Annotated in this window: 16 protein-coding genes; 7 read left to right on the top strand and 9 right to left on the bottom strand. The window is 63.9% G+C overall.

All coding sequences use genetic code 11. From position 1 onward, the window contains the following. Positions 1-28 precede the first annotated feature (28 nt). Together tkt and BLT26_RS16355 are read right to left on the bottom strand one after the other, a co-directional pair. Positions 29-2,032 carry a transketolase gene (tkt, locus tag BLT26_RS13915; protein WP_091515684.1) on the bottom strand — a complete coding sequence of 668 codons (2,004 nt, stop codon included), beginning with the start codon at positions 2,030-2,032 and terminating at the stop codon, positions 29-31. A 5-nt stretch (positions 2,033-2,037) separates the two neighbouring features. Next, entirely contained in the window at positions 2,038-2,241 is a 204-nt protein-coding gene (locus BLT26_RS16355; RefSeq protein WP_139169568.1) for a hypothetical protein, read from the bottom strand. A 44-nt stretch (positions 2,242-2,285) separates the two neighbouring features. Here BLT26_RS16355 and BLT26_RS13910 point away from each other — a divergent pair, with 44 nt between their 5' ends. From BLT26_RS13910 to metF, 4 genes are all read left to right on the top strand, one after another. Continuing rightward, positions 2,286-3,251, top strand: a complete 966-nt coding sequence (locus BLT26_RS13910; protein ID WP_091515681.1) for a metalloregulator ArsR/SmtB family transcription factor — start codon at positions 2,286-2,288, stop codon at positions 3,249-3,251. 87 nt (positions 3,252-3,338) lie between these two features. Further along, positions 3,339-4,559, top strand: a complete 1,221-nt coding sequence (gene metK, locus BLT26_RS13905) for a methionine adenosyltransferase (RefSeq protein WP_091515678.1) — start codon at positions 3,339-3,341, stop codon at positions 4,557-4,559. A 117-nt stretch (positions 4,560-4,676) separates the two neighbouring features. Then, positions 4,677-6,062: an adenosylhomocysteinase gene (ahcY, locus tag BLT26_RS13900; RefSeq protein ID WP_091515675.1), complete on the top strand. Its 1,386-nt coding sequence runs from the start codon at positions 4,677-4,679 to the stop codon at positions 6,060-6,062. A gap of 69 nt (positions 6,063-6,131) precedes the next feature. Continuing rightward, positions 6,132-6,974, top strand: a complete 843-nt coding sequence (gene metF, locus BLT26_RS13895; RefSeq protein WP_091515941.1) for a methylenetetrahydrofolate reductase [NAD(P)H] — start codon at positions 6,132-6,134, stop codon at positions 6,972-6,974. A 20-nt stretch (positions 6,975-6,994) separates the two neighbouring features. On the opposite strand, the gene BLT26_RS13890 is transcribed toward metF, so the two are convergent. The 3 genes from BLT26_RS13890 to BLT26_RS13880 all read right to left on the bottom strand — a co-directional run bounded on the left by BLT26_RS13890 (position 6,995) and on the right by BLT26_RS13880 (position 12,713). Continuing rightward, positions 6,995-7,930 (bottom strand): alpha/beta hydrolase, encoded by a 936-nt coding sequence (locus BLT26_RS13890; protein ID WP_091515671.1) that lies wholly within the window; start codon positions 7,928-7,930, stop codon positions 6,995-6,997. Beyond that, positions 7,917-9,149: an MFS transporter gene (locus BLT26_RS13885; RefSeq protein WP_217631448.1), complete on the bottom strand. Its 1,233-nt coding sequence runs from the start codon at positions 9,147-9,149 to the stop codon at positions 7,917-7,919. Before BLT26_RS13885 ends, BLT26_RS13890 begins: the two co-directional genes overlap by 14 nt. Before the next feature lie 171 nt (positions 9,150-9,320). Then, positions 9,321-12,713: a hybrid sensor histidine kinase/response regulator gene (locus BLT26_RS13880; protein WP_091515665.1), complete on the bottom strand. Its 3,393-nt coding sequence runs from the start codon at positions 12,711-12,713 to the stop codon at positions 9,321-9,323. 241 nt (positions 12,714-12,954) lie between these two features. Here BLT26_RS13880 and BLT26_RS13875 point away from each other — a divergent pair, with 241 nt between their 5' ends. Further along, positions 12,955-15,189, top strand: a complete 2,235-nt coding sequence (locus tag BLT26_RS13875; RefSeq protein WP_091515661.1) for a TonB-dependent receptor — start codon at positions 12,955-12,957, stop codon at positions 15,187-15,189. A 452-nt stretch (positions 15,190-15,641) separates the two neighbouring features. Here BLT26_RS13875 and BLT26_RS13870 read toward each other — a convergent pair whose 3' ends face one another. Both BLT26_RS13870 and pyk read right to left on the bottom strand, forming a co-directional pair. After that, entirely contained in the window at positions 15,642-16,151 is a 510-nt protein-coding gene (locus tag BLT26_RS13870; RefSeq protein WP_175453126.1) for a hypothetical protein, read from the bottom strand. 91 nt (positions 16,152-16,242) lie between these two features. Further along, positions 16,243-17,679 (bottom strand): pyruvate kinase, encoded by a 1,437-nt coding sequence (gene pyk / locus BLT26_RS13865; RefSeq protein WP_091515655.1) that lies wholly within the window; start codon positions 17,677-17,679, stop codon positions 16,243-16,245. Between the two features lie 186 nt (positions 17,680-17,865). Here pyk and BLT26_RS13860 point away from each other — a divergent pair, with 186 nt between their 5' ends. Both BLT26_RS13860 and BLT26_RS13855 read left to right on the top strand, forming a co-directional pair. Next, positions 17,866-18,339 (top strand): META domain-containing protein, encoded by a 474-nt coding sequence (locus tag BLT26_RS13860; protein ID WP_091515651.1) that lies wholly within the window; start codon positions 17,866-17,868, stop codon positions 18,337-18,339. A gap of 131 nt (positions 18,340-18,470) precedes the next feature. Continuing rightward, complete coding sequence (locus BLT26_RS13855) at positions 18,471-18,962, top strand: META domain-containing protein (protein ID WP_091515647.1); 492 nt, start codon at positions 18,471-18,473, stop codon at positions 18,960-18,962. A gap of 248 nt (positions 18,963-19,210) precedes the next feature. Here the strand turns inward: BLT26_RS13855 and smrA are convergent, their stop codons facing one another. Then, positions 19,211-19,798, bottom strand: coding sequence for a DNA endonuclease SmrA (smrA, locus tag BLT26_RS13850; protein ID WP_091515643.1), 588 nt, complete (start codon positions 19,796-19,798; stop codon positions 19,211-19,213). A 22-nt stretch (positions 19,799-19,820) separates the two neighbouring features. Continuing rightward, positions 19,821-20,687: an SDR family oxidoreductase gene (locus tag BLT26_RS13845; RefSeq protein ID WP_091515641.1), complete on the bottom strand. Its 867-nt coding sequence runs from the start codon at positions 20,685-20,687 to the stop codon at positions 19,821-19,823. Positions 20,688-20,696 lie beyond the last annotated feature (9 nt).

Genomic DNA, 20,696 nt, shown 5'->3' with positions numbered 1-20,696 from the left:
TCCAGATCGAAGGTCGAGCGTGGCGCTTTTACTTCAGCAGCTTCTCGACGGTCTGCGCAACATTGTCGACGGTGAAGCCGAAGTACTCCATCAGCTCGCCGCCGGGGGCGGACTCGCCGAAGCCCTTCATGCCGACGATGGCGCCGTCGAAGCCAACGAACTTGTACCAGTAATCCTCATGCGCAGCTTCCACCGCAACCCGGGCGCGTACACTCGAGGGCAACACCGCCTCGCGGTAGGACTCGTCCTGGGCCATGAAGGCCTCGGCACAGGGCATGGAGACCACGCGGACCTTGCGGCCGGAGAGTTGCTTCTGGGCCTCTATCGCCAGCTCCACCTCGGAACCGGTGGCGATGATGATGGCCTCCGGCGCGCCGTCGCAGTCGGACAGCACGTAGCCGCCCTTCTCGATCTGCGCCAGCTGGCCGGCGTCGCGGGACTGCGGCGCCAGGCCCTGACGGCTGAAGATCAGCGCGCTGGGGCCGTCCTTGCGGGATACGGCCATCTTCCAGCTCACCGCGGACTCGGTGGCGTCACAGGGGCGCCAGGTGTGGAGGTTGGGCGTGGCGCGCAGGGCGGTCAGCTGCTCCACCGCCTGGTGGGTGGGGCCATCCTCACCCAGGCCGATGGAGTCGTGGGTGTAGACGAAGATCACGCGCTGCTTCATCAGCGCGGCCATGCGCACGGCGTTGCGCGCGTACTCCATGAACATCAGGAAGGTGGCACCGTAGGGGACGAAACCGCCGTGCAGGGCGATGCCGTTCATCATGGCGCTCATGCCGAACTCGCGCACGCCGTAGTAGACGTAGTTGCCGGCAGCCTGGTCGGACTTCACCCCCACAGAGCCGGACCAGATGGTGAGGTTGGAACCGGCCAGGTCGGCGGAGCCGCCCAGGAATTCTGGCAGCAGCGGGCCGTAGGCATTCAGGGCGTTCTGGCTCGCCTTGCGTGACGCGACTTTCTCACCCTTGTCCTGGCATTCGCGAATGTACTCGTCCGCCTTGGCCAGGAAGTCCGCCGGCAGTTCGCCGCTCATGCGGCGCTCGAACTCGGCCGCCAGCTCCGGGAACTCTTCACGGTAGTCGGCAAAGATATCCTGCCACTCGTCTTCCTGGGCCTGGCCCTTGTCGCGGGCGCTCCAGCCGGCGTAGATCTCCTCGGGAATCTCGAAAGGCGCGTGGTTCCAGTTCAGGGTCTCGCGCACCAGGGCGATTTCGTCGTCGCCCAGCGGCGCACCGTGGCACTCCTCGCGGCCCTGCTTGTTGGGGGAGCCGAAGCCGATCACGGTCTTGCAGCAGATCAGGGTCGGTTTGCCGGTTTCGGCGCGGGCCTCCTCGATAGCCTTCTTGATCGCCGCGGAATCGTGGCCATCCACACCCGGGATCACGTGCCAGCCGTAAGCTTCGAAGCGCTTGGGCGTGTCATCGGTAAACCAGCCCTCCACTTCGCCGTCGATGGAGATGCCGTTGTCGTCGTAGAAGGCAACCAGCTTGCCCAGCCCCAGGGTGCCGGCCAGTGAGCAGGCCTCGTGGGAAATGCCCTCCATCAGGCAGCCGTCGCCCAGGAAGCAGTAGGTGTGGTGATCCACCAGCTCGTAGCCCGGGCGGTTGAACTGGGCCGCCAGCACCTTCTCCGCCAGCGCCATGCCCACCGCGTTGGTGATGCCCTGGCCCAGCGGGCCGGTGGTGGTCTCGACGCCGGGCGCGTAGCCGTACTCCGGGTGGCCCGGGGTCTTCGAGTGCAGCTGGCGGAAGTTCTTCAGCTCGTCCATCGGCAGTTCGTAGCCGGTCAGGTGCAGCAGCGAATAGAGCAGCATGGAGCCGTGGCCGTTGGACAGCACGAAGCGGTCCCGGTCAGCCCAGTCCGGGTTGGCCGGGTTGTGCTTCAGGTAGTCGTTCCACAGCACCTCGGCGATGTCCGCCATGCCCATGGGTGCGCCGGGGTGGCCACTCTTGGCCTTCTGCACGGCATCCATGGACAGGGCGCGAACGGCATTGGCCAGCTCGGTGCGGGACGGGTTGGAGGAAGTCATAGGGCTCAGCTCTCAGATCGGTTTGCGGGGCCGGGACCGCATTCACCATAGGCCACGGCGGCGAAAAAGGAGGCGTATTTTCCCGCAATCGGCGGCGCGGCGCAAAGGCCGCCGGGCAAATGGCGCCTTTTGCCAGCAACATTGTTGCGCGCTGCACCCCGGCAGTTAAAACAACCCATCTGCATCAAAATATTTTTATCGAGCTGCATCAAAATACTTTGATATAGACTGCAGCGCTGCTAGACTGCGCCCCATGCCTGAATCCCTGCAAACAGCCCAGCTCACCGACCAGCCAGTCGGTGACGAGATCCCGCAACTGGCCGCGATCCTCAAGGCCGCGGGGGACCCGCTGCGCCTGGAGATCTTGCGGCTGCTCAGCCAGGACTCCTACAGCGTGCTGGAGCTGTGCCGCATCTTCGAGCTGCGCCAGCCGGCGCTGAGCCACCATCTCAAGGTGCTGGCCCAGGCAGGGCTGGTAAGCAGGCGGCGCGAGGGCAACAACCTTTTCTACCGCCGCAGCGGCGATGGCGAGGCATTGCGGGGGCTGTTTGCCAGCCTCGACCGGCTGCCCCTGTCTCCCGCGCGCGCCGGGGCGGTGGCGGCCATCGCACGGGAGCGCGCAGAGGCCTCCCGGCGCTTTTTCGCCGACTACGGCAATCGCTTCCGTGAACAGCAGGAACTGATCGCCGGCTATGAGGTGTATGGCCCGCAGGTGGCGCAGCTGCTGCGTCCCGGTGAGGCGGCGCTGGAGGTGGGACCCGGCGAGGGCGAGTTCCTGGCAGAACTGAGCCCCCGTTACACCCGTGTCACCGCGCTGGACCTGTCCGACGCCATGCTCGAGCGCGCGCAGCAATTCGCCGCCGAGCAGGTGCTGGGAAATATCGAGTTTGTGTGCGGCGACACCCGCGAGGCCATTGCCCGGCCGCAGAGTGCCGACAGCATCGTGGTAAACATGGTGCTGCACCACACGCCGGACCCGGCACAGATCTTCCAGGACCTGGTGCAGGCCCTTAAAGACGGCGGCCAGCTGCTGGTGGCGGAGCTGCAGGAACACAACCAGGACTGGGCCCGCGAGGCCTGCGGCGACCTGTGGCTGGGCTTCGCCCCGGAACAGCTGCAGGCCTGGGCGGAAGAGGCCGGCCTGAAAAACGGGCGCAGTGTCTATAGTGCCCTGCGCAACGGCTTCCAGATCCAGATCCGCGAATTCGTGAAACCGTAATTTACCCGCGCGGCCTGCGCACAGGCCTCGCATGAAAGCAGTGTTTTTATTTTTCGTTTGCCGCAGGCAAGACATGGAGAGCTTCACATGAGTGAATACAAACTGTTTACCTCGGAGTCCGTATCGGAGGGACACCCGGACAAGATCGCCGACCAGATTTCCGACGCGGTGCTGGACGCCCTGCTGGCGCGCGACAAGCACGCCCGTGTGGCCTGCGAGACGCTGGTCAAGACCGGCGTGGCCGTGATCGCCGGCGAGATTTCCACCAGCGCCTGGGTCGACCTGGAAGACCTGGTGCGCAAGGTGATCACCGACATCGGCTACACCTCCTCCGAGGTGGGCTTCGATGGCGATACCTGTGGCGTACTCAACATGATCGGCAAGCAGTCGGTGGATATCGCCCAGGGTGTCGACCGCGCCAAGCCGGAAGACCAGGGTGCCGGCGACCAGGGCCTGATGTTCGGCTACGCCACCGACGAGACCCCCACCTTCATGCCCGCACCGGTGTACTACGCTCACCGCCTGGTGGAGCGCCAGGCCGAAGCGCGCAAGTCCGGCCTGCTGCCGTGGCTGCGCCCGGATGCCAAGAGCCAGGTGACCTTCCGCTATGACGAGCACGGCAAGCCCTGTGCCATCGACGCAGTGGTGCTGTCCACCCAGCACAACCCGGATGTCAGCCAGGAGGACCTGCGCGAGGCGGTGCTGGAGCTGATCGTGCACCACGTGCTGCCGAAGGAGTGGCTGCATGAGGGCACCAAGTACCACATCAACCCCACCGGCAAGTTCGTGATCGGCGGCCCCGTGGGCGACTGCGGCCTGACCGGGCGCAAGATCATCGTGGACACCTACGGCGGTTCCGCCCGCCATGGCGGCGGCGCCTTCTCTGGCAAGGACCCGTCCAAGGTGGACCGCTCCGCGGCCTACGCCGGCCGCTACGTGGCCAAGAACATCGTGGCAGCCGGCCTCGCCAGCCGTTGCGAGATCCAGGTGTCCTACGCCATCGGCGTGGCCGAGCCCACCTCCCTGTCGATCAATACGTTCGGCACGGGCAAGGTGAGCGAAGACAAACTGATCGAGCTGGTGCGCGAGCATTTCGACCTGCGGCCCTATGCGATTTCCCGGGCACTGGACCTGTTGCACCCGATGTACCAGCTCACCGCGGCTTACGGCCACTTCGGCCGCGAGCCGTTCGAGCACACCTATACCTGGACCGACAGCCGCGGCGAGCAGCGCACCGAAACCTTCACCGCCTTCCCGTGGGAGAAGACCGACAAGGCGGAGCTGCTGCGCGAGCAGGCCGGTCTGTAAAACAAGATAACGAAAGCCATGTAGGAGCGGCCCATGGCCGCGACCTTCCGGAGAAGCCGGCTAACAATCGCGGCCAGCGGCTGCTCCTACCACACAAAAGAAAATTTAGAGGTTGGAATGAACCAGATGAGCACCGAATTCAAGGATTTCAAAGTCGCCGATATCAGCCTGGCGGACTGGGGCCGCCGCGAGATTGAGATCGCCGAGGGCGAGATGCCCGCGCTGATGGCACTGCGCGAGAAGTACCGCGCCGAGCAGCCGCTGGCCGGCGCGCGCATCATGGGCTGTATCCACATGACCATCCAGACCGCGGTACTCATCGAGACCCTCGTCGCGCTGGGCGCAGAGGTGCGCTGGTCCTCGTGCAATATCTTCTCTACCCAGGACCACGCTGCGGCCGCCATCGCCGCCAGCGGTATCCCGGTCTTCGCCTGGAAAGGCGAAACCGAGGAAGAATACGAGTGGTGCCTGGAGCGCACCGTGGGCGACGACGTAGCCGGCTGGCAGCCGAACATGATCCTCGACGACGGCGGCGACCTGACCGAGCTGCTGCATCGCAAGTACCCGCAGATCCTCGACGACTGCCACGGCATCAGCGAGGAGACCACCACCGGCGTGCACCGCCTGCAGGACATGCTGCGCGAAGGCACCCTGAAAGTGCCGGCGATCAACGTCAATGACGCGGTCACCAAGAGCAAGAATGACAACAAGTACGGTTGTCGCCACAGCCTGAACGACGCCATCAAGCGCGCCACCGACCACCTGCTGTCCGGCAAGAAGGCGCTGGTGATCGGCTACGGCGACGTGGGCAAGGGCTCCGCCGCCTCCCTGCGCCAGGAAGGCATGATCGTGAAGATCTCCGAGGTGGACCCCATCTGCGCCATGCAGGCTTGCATGGACGGCTTCGAACTGGTGTCCCCCTACAAGGGCGGTATCAACACCGGCACCGGCGAGGGCATCAACGAGGAGCTGCTGGCTAACACCGACCTGATCGTCACCACCACCGGCAATACCAACGTGTGCGACGCGCACATGCTGAAGGCGCTGAAGAGCGGCGCGGTGGTGTGCAACATCGGCCACTTCGACAACGAGATCGACACCGCCTACATGCGCAAGCACTGGGAGTGGCAGGAAGTAAAGCCGCAGGTCCACAAGATCGTGCGCAACGCCGAGAGCAACGACCACCTGCTGCTGCTCTCCGAGGGCCGCCTGGTGAACCTGGGCAACGCCACCGGCCACCCCAGCCGCATCATGGACGGCTCCTTCGCCAACCAGGTCCTGGCACAGATCCACCTGTACCAGGAAAAATTCGCCGACCTGCCGGCCGACCAGAAAGTTTCTGCGCTGTACGTGAAAGTGCTGCCGAAGAAACTGGACGAGGAAGTGGCCCGTTACATGGTCGAGGGCTTCGGCGGTGTGATCACCCGCATGACCGAAGACCAGGCGAAATATATCGGCGTTTCCGTGGAAGGGCCGTTCAAGCCGGAAAGTTACAAGTATTAATTGACCCGAGACCGGGTGCCGGTATTGGCCGGCACCCGGTCCCTCGGGGGACAGGAAAAAGACCGCACCATGACCGACACCCCCAGAATCAGCTTCGAGTTTTTCCCGCCCAAGACTCCCGCGGGCCGGGAGAAACTCTACAAGACCCGCGAAACCCTGCAGGAATTCCAGCCGGCATTTTTCTCCGTCACTTACGGCGCCGGCGGCACCACCCGCGAAACCACCAGCAATATCGTCACCGGCCTGCGCCGCGATGGCATCTCCATCGCACCGCACCTGTCGTTCGGTGGCGATGACGAGGAAACCGTGCTGGGCCTGCTGAACAGCTACAGGGAGGCGGGCGTCGACCGCATTGTCGCCCTGCGCGGCGACATGCCGTCAGGGATGGGTACAGTGGCGCAGCTGGTATACGCCAATGAGCTGGTGGCCTTTATTCGCCGCCATACCGGCGAGCACTTCCACCTGGAAGTGGCGGCCTACCCGGAGATCCACCCGGAGGCGGAATCCTACGACGACGATATCCGCTACCTGAAGGGCAAGTTCGAGGCCGGTGCCAACAGTGCCCTGACGCAGTATTTCTACAACCCGGACGCCTATTTCTATTTCCTCGACCAGTGCGAGAAAGCCGGCATCGATGCGCCCATCTACCCGGGTATCATGCCGATCACCAATTTTGCCAACCTGGCGCGCTTCTCGCGCAATTGCGGTGCGGAGATCCCGCGCTGGCTGAAGAAGCGCATGGAGAGCTTCAGCAACCCGGACGACATCCGCAAGCTGGGCCTGGAGGTGGTGACTGACCTGTGCGAGACGCTGCTGGCCGGCGGCGCGCCGGGGCTGCACTTTTACACCATGAACCAGGTGGAGCCCACCGCAGAGATCCTGCGCGCACTGGAGATCGAGACCGGGGCCTGACGCAGGCCCGGTCGCTCCGGTTATTCGAGACCGGCGACGAATTCCGCCACGTGCCGGTAGAAACGGTCACAGGCCGCCGGCACCAGCGCGTCCATATTCAGGAAGGCATGGATCATGCTGTCGAAATGCAGGCACTGCGCCTCGACCCCGGCATCGTTGAGTCGTTTGACGTAGGCAATGCCCTCGTCCCGCAGCGGGCAGAACTCCGCCGTCGCCACCAGGGTGGGGGGCAGGTTTTCGGTGAATTCGCCATAGAGTGGTGAGCACTCACAGCGGTTCTCCGCTCCCTGGAAATAGTTGTCGAAGTACCAGGCGATCTTTTCCTTTTCCAGCAGGTAGCCGCTGCCGTTATCCACAATGGACGGCAGCTGCATGGTGTAGTCCAGGCTGGGATATAGCAGCACCTGCCCGGCAACCTGGTGGCGTTCGTGCTGCAGCAGGCGGCACGCACTGGCGGTCATGGCACCGCCACCGGAGTCGCCCATCAGGATCCAGCGGCCATTGTGCTCCACGCCTTTCTTCTCCAACGCCGTACCGGCACCGCGAATCACCGCCAGCAGGTCCTCGAGTCCCGCCGGATAGGGATTTTCCGGGGCCAGCCGGTAGTCAACGGAGATTACCGTGCGCCCGCAGGCCGCGGCGATACGGCGGCAGATGGGATCGTAGACGGAGACGCTGCCCGCCATGTGCCCGCCTCCATGGCTGTAGATGATCGCCGGGCCGGGCGAGGCAGATTCCGGTCGGTAGATACGCACCGGCACATTGAACTTGGGTCCAGGCACCAGTGTTTCGCACACCGCCATTTCCGGGCCCGGCTCCACGAATCCACGGGTCAGGTTCGCCAGCCCCTCGCGGGCACTGATGGGAGTGGGCTCAAAGCCCGCGGCTTTCAGCTGTTCCAGCTGGGCGTTAAAGCCCTGCAGCCACTCCGCCAGTTTTGCATCAAGCTGTCGCATTGTTTTCTCCACCTTTTACTTCTCCACCCTTCTGCGCTTCGTTTTGTTTTTCTTCCGCAGCACCGCTCTCAGGTAACAGGAACGAGAATACGAACAGTGACGCGGAGCAGGCCACGGCGAAATAGGCGGCCAGCGCCGGCTCGCCGCTGAGGTCTGCCAGCAGGCCGGCGGCGTAGATCAGCAGCGTGGCAACCAGGTAGGAAATGGACCAGAACATGGCGAAGGTGACCGTGATGCGCCCTGGTGTCATGCCCGGCAGCTCCTGCGGCAGCGTCACCAGTGCCGTCATCGGCAGGAACATGAAGAAACCGGCCAGCGCAGCGGCAGTGTAGGCAACCAGGGGGTTGCTGCTGGCCAGCATCAGCGCCGCAAAGGCCACCAGCGCCAGGCCGGCGTAGCGCAGTACCGGCAGCCGCAGCGGCAGGCGCTTGGTGGCGACGATGCCCGCTACGGTGCCCAGCATGCCCGCGGCAATCATCACTGCAGAGAGATGGCTGCTGGCCACGGCGAAGCCGTCGATCAGCGGGAACAGCGAAAATACCGCGATATAGCAGGTCAGCACGCCGCAGTAGGCCAGGGGCAGCCACCAGTTGAAGCCCTCCCGCGCACCTTCGCGCAGCCCGTATTTCTCCGCCGGCGCATCGCCGCGGCCGGCGCCGCCCAGCTCAAAATTCTCCGCCGCCAGCCACCACAGCAGCGCCAGTGCCGCCACCATGATGCCGTACAGGCCCACTACCGATTCCCAGCTGCCCAGCCAGGCGGTGAGCGCACCGGTGGACAGCAGGGCGAGCAGGTTGCCGGTATTGAAGGCGGCCGCGTTGATGCCGTTGACCAGCGGGCGCTCATCGGCAGCGAAGTAATGCAGCACCACCGGGTTGAAGTAGACAATAGCCAGCGCTCCCCCGAGGCCCAGCGCCAGCCGGGAAACCAGCCAGCTGCCATAGTCGCCGGCGAAGGCCCCGATGCCGCCGGCGGCGATCAGCAGCATGGCCAGCGCGAAGGCGCGCTTGGCGCCAAGCCGCACCAGCACCATGGCCGCGGCCAGGTTGCCCACGATCTTGGCCATGGTGATCATCAGGCTGCCCCAGGTGGCATTGGCAAAGCCCTGCTCGCCAAACGAGGCCTGGATCTGTGGGGTCAGCATGGCCCCCGAGACCCACGACGCGGCGAACAGCGCATAGGCGCTGAACATCAGGATTTCCAGCAGGTATTTTTTCATTATTTTCCGTACCTCGTTGTTGTCATCATCGCGCCTCTTTCATACCGGCAGTTCCTGTAGGAGGGGCCCATGGCCGCGATAGCGCTGCAGTAATGCCAACCCAGTGATCGCGGCCAACGGCCGCTCCTACAGGATTGTTATCGATAGACTGCGCGGCGGGTGCGTCCGCCGCTATACGACCTTGGTCGCAGGTGGGTCGCCGGCAGCGGTCATTTCCCGCTGGTGCGCCTGCAGCAGGGCCCGCAGGGCCGCTGGCCGCAGTGGTTTCTGCAGGAATTGCCAACCACAGGCGAGGGCGCTCGCCTTGACCGTGTCAGTATTTTCCGCCGAGATGATCACGCAGGGCACCTCCGCGCCCCAGCGCTGCATCAGCTCACGGGCCAGCTCCATACCGTCGCGGTCGTCATCCAGGTGGAAATCCATCAGCAGCAGGTCCGGGCACGGCGTGGCGAGTGCCTCCTCACGGCCCAGCGCGCACTCCAGCCGGCACCCCCAGCCACCCAGCAGGGCCTGCATCGCCTCTAGAATGGCCGGCTCGTTGTCGACACACAGCACCGACAGGTCGAGCTCGTAGCCGGCGGTCCGCGCAATGGCCGGCCGGGAGCGCGTGGCGGGTGCGGGGCTCGCGGCGGGCAGCCGGACCCGGAAGACACTGCCGCGGCCCGGTACTGACGACAGGCTGATGGGTGAATCGAGTAGCCGGCAGAGGCGCTCCACCGTGGCCAGGCCGAGGCCGTAACCGTGCTCACGCTCGACACCGCCGAGCCGGCAGAACTCGCGGAAGATATCCTGCTGGCGCGCGGGCTCGATGCCGCTGCCGGTATCCCAGACCTCCAGCGACACGCCTTTGCCGCGCCGGCGCACCCCCAACAGCACGCCGCCCGTGCGGGTATATTTCACCGCGTTGTCGAGCAGGTTCTGTACCACGCGGCGCAGCATCTTTTCGTCGGTCATCACCCAGGCCCGGGTCGGGCGATAGCGCAGGCGGATACCGCGCGCCTCGGCCCCCAGCCGCGCCCGGGCGACGGCGTCGTCGAGGATCCGGTCGAGGGATACCCGCTGGAACTTCGGGTGAATGTCGCCGGCATCCATGCGGGCGATCTGCAGCATGTCGGTGATCAGTTGCTCCGCGGCGGCGAGTGCACTGTCGGCGCGGCCCAGCAGGCGGCGACTGTCCTCATCCAGCTGGCGCGCCGAAAGGGCGTCCAGGAACAGCCGCCCGGCATTCAGCGGCTGCACCAGGTCGTGGCTGGCGGCGGCCAGGAAGCGCGTCTTGCCCGCGCTGGCCGCGTGCAGCTCGCTGTTGAGCTGCTGCAGCTCTGCAGTGCGGGCCGTCACTTTCTGCTCGAGCGAGTCCCGCACCTCGGTCAGTTCCGCCACCGCACGCTGGTAGTCAGACACATCGGTGTAAGTGGTCACGAACCCGCCACCCGGCAGCGGGTTGCCGCGGATCTCGAGCACCGCACCGTCGGTACGGTGGCGCTGTACCCGGTAGGCGGTGCCCGCACGCAGGTGCTCCACGCGCTTTTGTACGTGCATCTCCACCGCACCGGGCCCGCACTCGCCGCGACTGGCGTTGTAACGCACCAGCTCGGCCACCGGCTGGCCGACATAGATCATTTCCGCCGGGTAGTCGAACAGTTCCACGTAGCGGCGGTTCCAGGCCACCAGGTTGAGGTTGGCATCCACCACTGAGATGCCCTGGTCGATATTGTCGATGCTGCTCTGCAGCAGTCCCCGGCCAAACTGGTAGATGGCGGAGGCCTGCTCCAGTGTCTGCGCACCCACTTCACCGCCCAGCGGCTGTCGCACCAGGCGCCGCGCGCTGGTGGAGCCCACGATGCCCGCGAGGATCTTCTCCACCTTTCCCCGGTAGCTGTCCCCGCTGCCTGCACCGGCCCCGGTACCGGCGTCGATACTGTTAAAAGTGCGCTCCGCCGCGGCGTCACCCACAAACCTTGCCAGCAGCTCGCGCAGCCGGTTCCGGTCCACCGGCGCCTCGGCCTCGCCGATGCGCAGCGGCCGCCACTGGTCCAGCAATTTCGACACCAGCACCAGGGCCAGCACGTTCAGGCCGAGCCCGAACACCGCTGCAATCGACAGCGGGCTCCAGTTCAGGCCGAGGGCGCCCGCCACCAGGTCGGTACCGCCGAGAGCCGCAGGCAGGGCCGACAGCGACCAGATCACCGCCCCCACAGCGAGGCCCGACATAGCGCCACCGGCGCGCAGGCGGGCCCAGTGCCCCGGCCAGCACACCGCCGCCAGCATGGCCGGGGCCAGCTGGGCCACCAGGGCCAGCGACAGCAACCCGAAAGTACCCAGCCGGACCCCCGTGTCCATCACCTCATTGAAGGCAAAGGCCGCCAGCATGATCACCGCAATGATCCCGCGCCGCACCCGCCGCAGGTCGGAGCCCAGGGCCCCCTGGGCTCCGGGCCTCGCCTGGCCGGGCCGCACCCGGCCGGGCCGCACCTGCATGTGCTGCAGCCAGAAAGGCACCACCAGGGTGTTGGCAATCATGGTGGACAGCGCGATGGTAGCGATGATCACCATGCTGGAGCCGGCGGAGAGCCCCCCCACGAAGGCGAACAGGGCCAGCGCGCCGGAGCCGCTTTCCCGCGGGATGCCGAGCACGAATCGCTCGGGGTTGGTCTCGGCACCCGGCAACCACACCAGGCCGGCATAGCCCACCACCAGGATGGCCGCCGACAGGATGCCCAGGTAGAGCGGTATCAGTTTGCGCACCGGGCCTATGTCCCGCTCGCTGTCACTCTCGATCATCAGGAGGTGGAACTGGCGCGGCAGGCAGAACATCGCGGCCATGCCCAGCACCACCACCGCCAGGAAACCGGTGTCAGCGGGTCTCTCGCTCGCGATCCGTGACACCCGCTCGCTGGCCAGCACCTCGCGTACAAGGCCCGCAGTACCGTCAAACGCACTACCCAGCACGAACCAGGCTACCGCCACGAGCGCCCCTATCTTGACCAGCGCCTCGAATGCCACCGCCAGCAGCATACCGTTGCGGTGCACGCTGCTGTCGATGTGGCGGGTGCCGAACAGCAACGCGAAAGCTCCCAGGGTCACGCTCACGAGCCCGGTCACCAGCGAGGCATTCAGTCGCGGGTCGTCCGCCAGGAACAGGAAACTGTCCGCAACGGCCCGGAGCTGCAGCGCCAGGTATGGCAGGATCGCCACCAGGGCGAGCAGGGCAACCGCAGCCGCGAGCCACTGGGAACCGCCGTACTGGGCGCTGATGAAGTCGGCGATGGAGGTGGAGCCCTGCTGCTTGGACAGGCGCACAAAGCGGGCCAGCAGGGGAGCGCCGAATACCAGTATCAGTGTCGCGCCAACGAAGGTCGGCGGCAGCAGCCAGCCTTCCTCCACGGCCTGGGCCGGGGTACCGAAGAACATCCAGGCACTGGTATAGGTACCGGCCAGCGCCAGCATCAGGGGCTTGAACGGGCGGATACGGGCCGCCGGCAGGCGATCACCCCAGTAGGCAATGGCAAACAGCAGCAACAGGTAGGCCAGGGCCACGGCGGCGAGGGTAGTCAGGCTAAACAAAAGCGCACCTACTCGAATCTATCGGTGTTGTTTATTCTTTTCGTCCGGCGCCCCGGGCTGGGGCGGGCCGGCCGGCGCGACTTCCTGTCAGTCGCGTCCAACCTTACCCCAGGCGGTGCAGGTTGTCCTCCTCCCGTCGCTGTAATCGCGTCATACCTTGGTCTAGCAGGCAAGCGGGCCGGGAGCCGATACAGTGGCAGTATCGATAAGAACCATAAATTGGTGAATGGAGAGTGCCACGATGAGAGTAATAAAATTCCACCCCCTGGCCGCCGGCGTAATGCTGGCCTGCGGCGCCACCTTTACCCATGCCCAGCAGCCGGCACTGGAAGAGGTCACCGTAACCGCACAGAAGCGCGAGCAGTCGCTGCAGGAAGTGCCGGTGGCGGTGACCGCGTTCAGCGAAGATGCACTGGTCGAGAACGGTGTAGCCGACCTGACTGATGTACAGAAACTCACCCCCAACACCACCCTGCAGGTCAGCCGCGGCACCAACTCGACCCTGACCGCCTATATCCGCGGTATCGGGCAGCAGGATCCGCTCTGGGGCTTTGAGCCGGGTGTTGGCATTTATGTGGATGATGTCTATGTGGCTCGTCCGCAGGGCGCGGTCATGGATGTCTTCGATGTGGAGCGTATCGAAGTTTTGCGCGGTCCGCAGGGCACCCTGTATGGCAAGAACACCATCGGCGGTGCGGTTAAGTACGTGACCAAGAAACTCACTGGCGATACCGAGTTCCGCGTCCGCGGAGGAATCGGCTCCTACAACCAGCGTGACCTGGTCCTGAGCGGCCAGACCGGTCTGTCCGACACCGCCGCTGTCGGTTTCGCCGTGGCCAGCTACCAGCGCGACGGCTACGGCGAAAACATCCTGACCGGCGCAGAGAATTACAACAAGGATATCCTGAGCGGGCGCGTCTCCCTGGAATTCAATCCTTCCGAGGACCTGTTTATCCGGCTGGCAGCTGATACCACCCAGGACGACTCCAACGCGCGATTCGGCCACCTGATGTTCGACACCCCATACGGGCCCGAAACACCGCTCGACAACGTATACGACCACCGCTCGAATATGTCACCGGACAACTCTGTAGAGAGCAGTGGAATGTCCCTGACCGCGGAATGGCAGCTCTCCGACAGCGTTACCGTGAAATCGATTACCGCCAGCCGCAGCGGCCAGACCGAAACCAACATCGACTTCGATAGCACCAATCGCCCGGACTTCGATGTGCCGGCCTATTATGACGACGAACAGTTCACACAGGAATTCCAGCTGAACTGGGACGCAGACAACTTCAGTCTTGTTTCCGGTCTCTATTACTATGATGGTACAGCGGCCGGCTCCTTCGACGCCGTGCTGGATATCTATAAATACATCCTGCCCACGATCTTTCCGAATGGCCTGACCCAGAATGTGGGCGGCACCGTGGACACCCAGAGCATGGCGGTCTACGCGAACCTCGACTACGCACTGACCGAAAAATTGGGACTGATCCTCGGTGGCCGTTATACCCGCGACGAAAAATCAGCGGATGTATTCAAGGCAAATTACAGCGGGCTCTATTCCCCGATATTTGCTGACCGTTATGCTGGCACACCGGCCGCTCCGGAAACCTTTGGCCCTCCGCTGACCGATTACAGCAACAGTGATGAGTGGGGGCAATTCTCACCGAAAGTGGGTCTGAACTACCAGTTCGACGATGACACCATGGTTTACGGCAGTTTCAGTTCCGGCTTCAAGAGCGGCGGCTTCGATATGCGCGGCGATGCCAGCGTGAATCCGGAAACCGAGCAGGGTTACGATCCGGAAACCGCGAATACTTTCGAACTGGGCATCAAAACCCAGCTGCTGGATGACCGCATCCGCCTGAACGCGGCAGCGTTCAGCACCGATTACGAGGATATGCAGGTTACGGTACAGGACTTCTCGCCCTCGACCGGTGGCTTCGCCAGCTCAGTGGTCAATGCGGGTGAATCAGAAATCAGCGGCCTGGAGCTCGAGATGCTGGCCAGCATTACTGACCGCCTGACAGCTAATGTCGTTCTCGGCTATACCGACGCCGAATACATTGAGGTACTTACCAAGGTCCCAGGCGAAAATCCCGGAGAATTCGTGGTCGCCAATGTGGCCGATGACTGGGCCAACCTCCAGTACAGCCCTTCGAAGACGGCGATGGGCCAACTCAGCTATAGCATGGACATGCTGGATGGTGAGCTGGTGCTGAACAGCTCTGTTTCCTATCGTAGCGAGATCCAGATCTACGCCGCTCCCAGCGCGCTCGACGTTGGCTCTGTGACCTTGGTGGATGCCGGCGCGACTTACTTTAGTGGCGGTGGTGACTGGCAGCTTTCCCTGCAAGGCAAAAACCTCAACGACGAGGTCTACCGCAATGCAGGTTACAACGCAGCTGGCCTGACCACTGGTTACTACGGCGCACCGCGCACCATTGCCCTCACCGGCAGCTACAACTTCTAAAGCTTCCTCTAACAGGAACCATTCTCTCGGGGGAGCCGGATTGCTCCCCGCGCTCCTTGAGCAAAAGCCTTGCCGCGCTTCGCCAGAAGCGCGGTTTTTTATTTTCCACGGGCAGGACCGGGCTTCTGGTCCTGCAGCCACTGCGGCCCCGGCGCCGCTTTGCACAAATTGGCGCGCCTTTCCCCACACTGACACCTGATTCCCCTAGGCTGAGAGGGAAACATGAGTGAAAAGCTGAAAAAACGAGGTACCTGCGGTGCAGAAGCTGAGCTGTATTCTGCTTGCCGTGGCCCTGGCGACAGGAGTTGCCGGTTGTGCAAACACAGCCGCGCCCGAAGGATCCCCCCGAGCACTGAGCCTGAACGGCCAGAAATTCCACTGCGTGGAACAGGAGCTGGAAACCAAGACGCTGGTACGCTGCGTGCGCTCGTAGAGAGCAACGATGCCTGCGATTACGGCTCGGGCTCGCAATCTATGCCCACGAGAAATACCGGCAGCTGGCGCTTGCCGGCATAGCCGATGTAACCGTCGCGCTCGCGCAGGAAAAAGAACCATCCGGCGCGGTTATTACGGCAGGCGAAAACCCGCGTACCCACCAGTTTCTGCCAGTGCTCCGGCCCCGCCAGCTGCAGCACCTGTCGCGCGCGCGCCTCGCTGTCTATCTCCCGGGCAATACCGGAGCACTGGTCGAAGATGGGTTTACCGTTGAAGAGCACCTGCACGTCCTCTGTATAGAGGTTACGCAGCTGGAAGCGGCTGCCTTCCTGGAAAAACGTTGCAGCCATTTCCCGGTGGGCGGCTTCACGCGCGATGACTCCGGCAGCGGGATCGCCGATACATGACAGCGCAGGGCTGCCAGTCGATTTTACCGGGGGCGCGCCGGACGGGGCCGCGCAGCCCGTGAATAGTGTGAGCAGGGCCAGCCTGCCGGCCCGCCAGAAGTTGAGATTCAGCATTCCCACGAGGATATTTCGACTGCGACAGCGCTACTATACGTTTTTGTCATACCTATGCGAAGCGGGCTGCGAAGGGCCACCGCCAGCCAGAAGCGACCTACTCCACCTGCAGGATCCGCAGCGTGTCGGTGCTGCCGCCCACATCCTGGTGATAGCCCCGCGACACCAGCGTAAAATCCCCGCGCTGGAGGTAGCCGCGTTCTTTCAGGTGGCGGACCGCCTGCTCGTCCCGGGCCATCGCATCGAGCCCCTCCACCTCCATCTGGACCGGGTCGACACCGCGGTACAGCGCCACCCTGTTACAGGTGGACTGGTGCCGGCAGAAGGCAAAGATGGGTATATCGACACGGACGCGGGACATCAGTAGCGCGGTATTGCCAGTCTCGGTCTGGCAGATGATCGCTTTTATGTCGCGACAGTGATTGGCGATGGCCATGGCAGCCATGGCGATGCACTCGTCGCCCGCCGGGTAGTAGTCCTGCATTATCCGGGGCGGGCGGCGAAACACCCTGTGCTTCTCCGCGCCGACAATCACTTCCGCCATATGCTCGACGGTCGCCACGGGGTAATCCCCGGCCGCCGTCTCGGCAGACAGCATCACAGCGTCGGTGCCATCCAGCACGGCGTTCGCCACATCGCAGACTTCGGCTCGGGTCGGCACCGGGCTCGAGATCATGGATTCCATCATCTGGGTGGCGGTTATCACCACCCGGTTCAGGTGACGGGCGCGCTTGATCAGGTATTTCTGCACGCCCATCAATTCAGCGTCGCCGATCTCGACGGCCAGGTCCCCGCGCGCCACCATGACCGCATCGCTGGCCAGTATCAGCCGGTCCAGCCCTGCCTCATCCGCCACCGCCTCGGCGCGCTCTATCTTCGCGACAATGTGGGCATCACCACCGGCGGTGCGCAGCAACTGTCGCGCCTGCTGCACGTCGCCGGCATCGCGGGGAAAGGACACCGCCAGGTAATCCACCTTGAGTTCTGCGGCCAGCTCGATGTCGCGACGGTCCTTGTCGGTAAGTGCCGGCGCGGTGAGCCCGCCACCCAACTTGTTGATACCCTTGTTGTTCGACAGCCAACCTCCCACCTCAACGCGGGTGTGGACCACGTTATCCACCACCGACTGGACTGCCAGGCGCAGGCGGCCATCGTCCAGTAACAGGATATCCCCGGGGGAACAGTCTGCAGCGAGGCCGGCATAATCCACCGCCACGCCCTCGGCATTGCCACCATCGGCCGGCCATTGCGGATCCAGCGTGAAACTGGCGTCCCTGTCCAGGTGCGCGCGCCCCTCGCTGAATCGGCCCACGCGGATTTTTGGCCCCTGCAGGTCACCGAGTACTGCCACATGGCGGCCCTGGCGCGTGGCCTCTGTCCGCACCTGCTCGGCACGTCGCCGGTGATCCTCATTCCTGCCGTGGGAAAAGTTGAGGCGCACGGTATCGACGCCAGCGGCAACCAGCTGGGCCAGTACATCCGCCTGGTCTGTGGCGGGACCCAGTGTCGCGACAATCTTGGTTTGTCTGAACATGGCGAGGCCAGAATCCCTCCGGGGCCACTAAAGTGTTCCAAATCGTGGGGTAATCTCCTGTAAGCATAGCTTGTCGCCTGGTTCGTCCCGGAGGACGGCACATGCGCCCGCAAGCGACTACCCTTGGAGAGGGCGCAAGGGAGTCGCGCCACCTTTGTATGTGTTCGGGCAGGGAGCGAAGCTGTGATGAACAAACTGGCGCAACTCTGGCTGGCAGGCCTCGCAATCGTGGTGACGGGCTGTATCGGCATAGGTTCGGACCAGCCGCAGCTGACGCAGTACGCGGGTAACCTCGAGAGCGTCTGCGGCAGCAAGTGGGAGCTGAAACGGCTGCGGATCAACGGTGAGGGAGTCGGCATCGAGGACACGGAGCGCTTCACCTTCCTCTGCAATCGCGAAGGTAATGTCATGGGCAAGAGCGGAGTGAATACTTACCGCGGCGCCATGCAGATCACCGACAACGGCCTGATCCTGTGGGACACCTCCAGCTTCGCCTCCACCAAGATGGCGGCGCCCGAGCCGTTGTTGCAGCAGGAAAACCAGTACCTGCGTGCGCTTGCCGGTACCCGCCAGGCGTTTACCAAGTCGGGCGGCGAGCGTCTCATCCTGCGGGATCCCCCCGGCGATATCTATATTGAATACGTTAAGATAGGCATCTGATTCCCGCGATGCTTCCGGGCCGCCTTATCACGCACGCCGGAAAGGCATCAGGTGCCGACCAGCCTTGAACTACAACACAGTATCGCGGGCCAGAATTCGCTTAAATACCTAAAAAGCAACGAGTTCCCGCCATGGAGAATATCCGCCTGTCATTGCTTCCAGCCTGCCTGTTGCTGGCTGCCGCCGTCCTGCACGGCTGCGGCCACAATGGCGGAACGCAGGAAGTGACTCCGGCGGAATCACCCGGGCTCTGCGAGCAACCCTGGCTGCTGAAAAGCCTCACCATCGATGGCCGCGAGCACCGCACCGGCCTGCTGTGGCGCAAGCTGATGCGCGATCGCCCTTACTTCTCCTGTGACCCCCTCGGTTACGTGCGCGGCAATTCCGGGTCCAACCCCTACATCGGCAAGCTATTGCGCTCCGGCAGCCGGTTTTCATGGACCCGCCCCCCCACCGTAAGCCCCATGGCAGAGCGGCGCGACAGCAACGATCTCGAGCAGGATTTCCTGCGGGCACTGTCCCAGACCGACAACCTGTCGTTCGAGGGTAATTCACTGATATTGGAGAGCAGTGACAGCGCTACCCGGATTGAATTCCAGCCCGCGAAATCCTCCCCTCCCTGAGAAGTACATTCCCCGGTTTCCCGGCCCGGAAATAAGAAAGCGGCCCGATCAGGCCGCAAGCGTGATACCCGCGATCAGCGGGGAAGATGAGAGAAGATCAACGATACCCGGCGCTGCATGCCCTCCCGGGACAGCAGCACGATCATTCGTTGCAGGGGAATCATAAGGGCCGGAAGTTACAGCCAGGTTAAACCGCTGGAAAAAGTTGAACGGGAGGCCGGCGCGCCCCAGCGGACCAGCCCACCCGTTCAGCGTCGGCGCTGGTGGCGCTCCAGGTTGTCCTGTCGCTTGCGCTCACTCTTGCGCAGCAGGACATAGGTTGCCCCCAGGCCACCGTGCTGTTTCTGGGCGCTGTGGAATGCCAGCACCTCGGGCAACTGCGGCAGCCATGCATTGACGCAGCTTTTCAGCAGCGCGGGGTGTTTACGCCCCTCGCCCTTGCCGTGGGTAATCAGCGCACAGCGCACGTCCGCCTCGAGACAATCACGCACGAACTCGAACACGGCACGGCGCGCCATCTCTACAGTGTGGCGGTGCAGGTCCAGGCGCGCATCCACCTGGTACTTGCCCAACCGCAGGTTGCGATAGACCCCGTTCTGTACGCCGTCACGCTTGAACTCCAGCGGGTCCCATGGGTCCACCGGTTGCACGAACTCCCCGGCCAGGGGATTCAATTCGCTTGCGGGCTCCTCGGTGGCCGCTGCGCGCCGGGCGCGCTGGTTTACCTTCGAGCTTGCATCGCCTTTTTTCAGCGCAACCTTGCGCTCCTGCGCCAGCGGGCGCACGTCGCCCAGCTCGCCCAGGGCATCCTGAAACAGGTCGCTGTCAGTTGTCATAGTACCTCCCCCGCGAGACTGCCTACGGATCCAGGAACAGGTCCAGCGCCAGCTCGTCCGCCTTTTCCGGGTTGTGCGCGTAATCTGTGAAGTCCTTCACCCCGCGCTCGCCCAGCAGCTCCTCGTCTATCAGGTGCTGGCCATTCAGGGCCATGTTTTCAGTGATCAATATTTCATAGGCCGCATCGGCCATGACTGCCGGCTTGCGGCTTTGCTGGAACATTTCCCGGTTGCCCACGGCAAACTCGATGGCCGCCGTGGCCACCAGGGTGCGCGGCCACAGGGTGGCGACGCTGATGCCGTGTTCGTGAAGCTCCTCTGCCAGTCCCATGCTCAGGATCGTCATGCCGAATTTCGACAGCGCGTAGGGGGCAAAGGGTCCCAGCCACTTTGGCTTCAAATTGACCGGTGGCGACAGGCTGAGGATGTGGCCACAGGCCGATTTCTTCAGGTAGGGAATCGCCAGGTGTGCCGTCAGGTAAACCGCGCGGCTGTTGACCATCTGCATCAGGTCGTAGCGCTTGGGTGAGGTCGACTCGACATTGCTTAGGTTGATGGCACCCGCGTTATTCACCACCGCATCGATGCCACCGAAGGTATCCGCGGCACGCGCCATGGCATCCGCCACCTGGTCCTCCTCGCGCACGTCCACCTTGATGGCCAGCGCTTTGCCTCCCGCAGCTTCCACCTCCGAGGCCACGGAATGGATTGTGCCGGGCAGCTTGGGGTGGGGCTCGTCGGACTTGGCCGCGATCACGATATTGGCGCCGTCAGCGGCGCACTTGAGCGCGATCGCCCGCCCGATACCCCGGCTGGCCCCGGTGATAAAGATCGTCCGGCCCTTCAGCGCACCGGTGTTGTCCGTCAGGGTGACAAACTCTTCACTCATGGTCGTTCT

Source organism: Microbulbifer yueqingensis (assembly GCF_900100355.1).
Classification (GTDB): Bacteria; Pseudomonadota; Gammaproteobacteria; order Pseudomonadales; family Cellvibrionaceae; genus Microbulbifer; species Microbulbifer yueqingensis.
The sequence above is the reverse complement of the archived record's forward strand: the minus strand, read 5'-3'. Positions and strand labels throughout refer to the sequence as shown.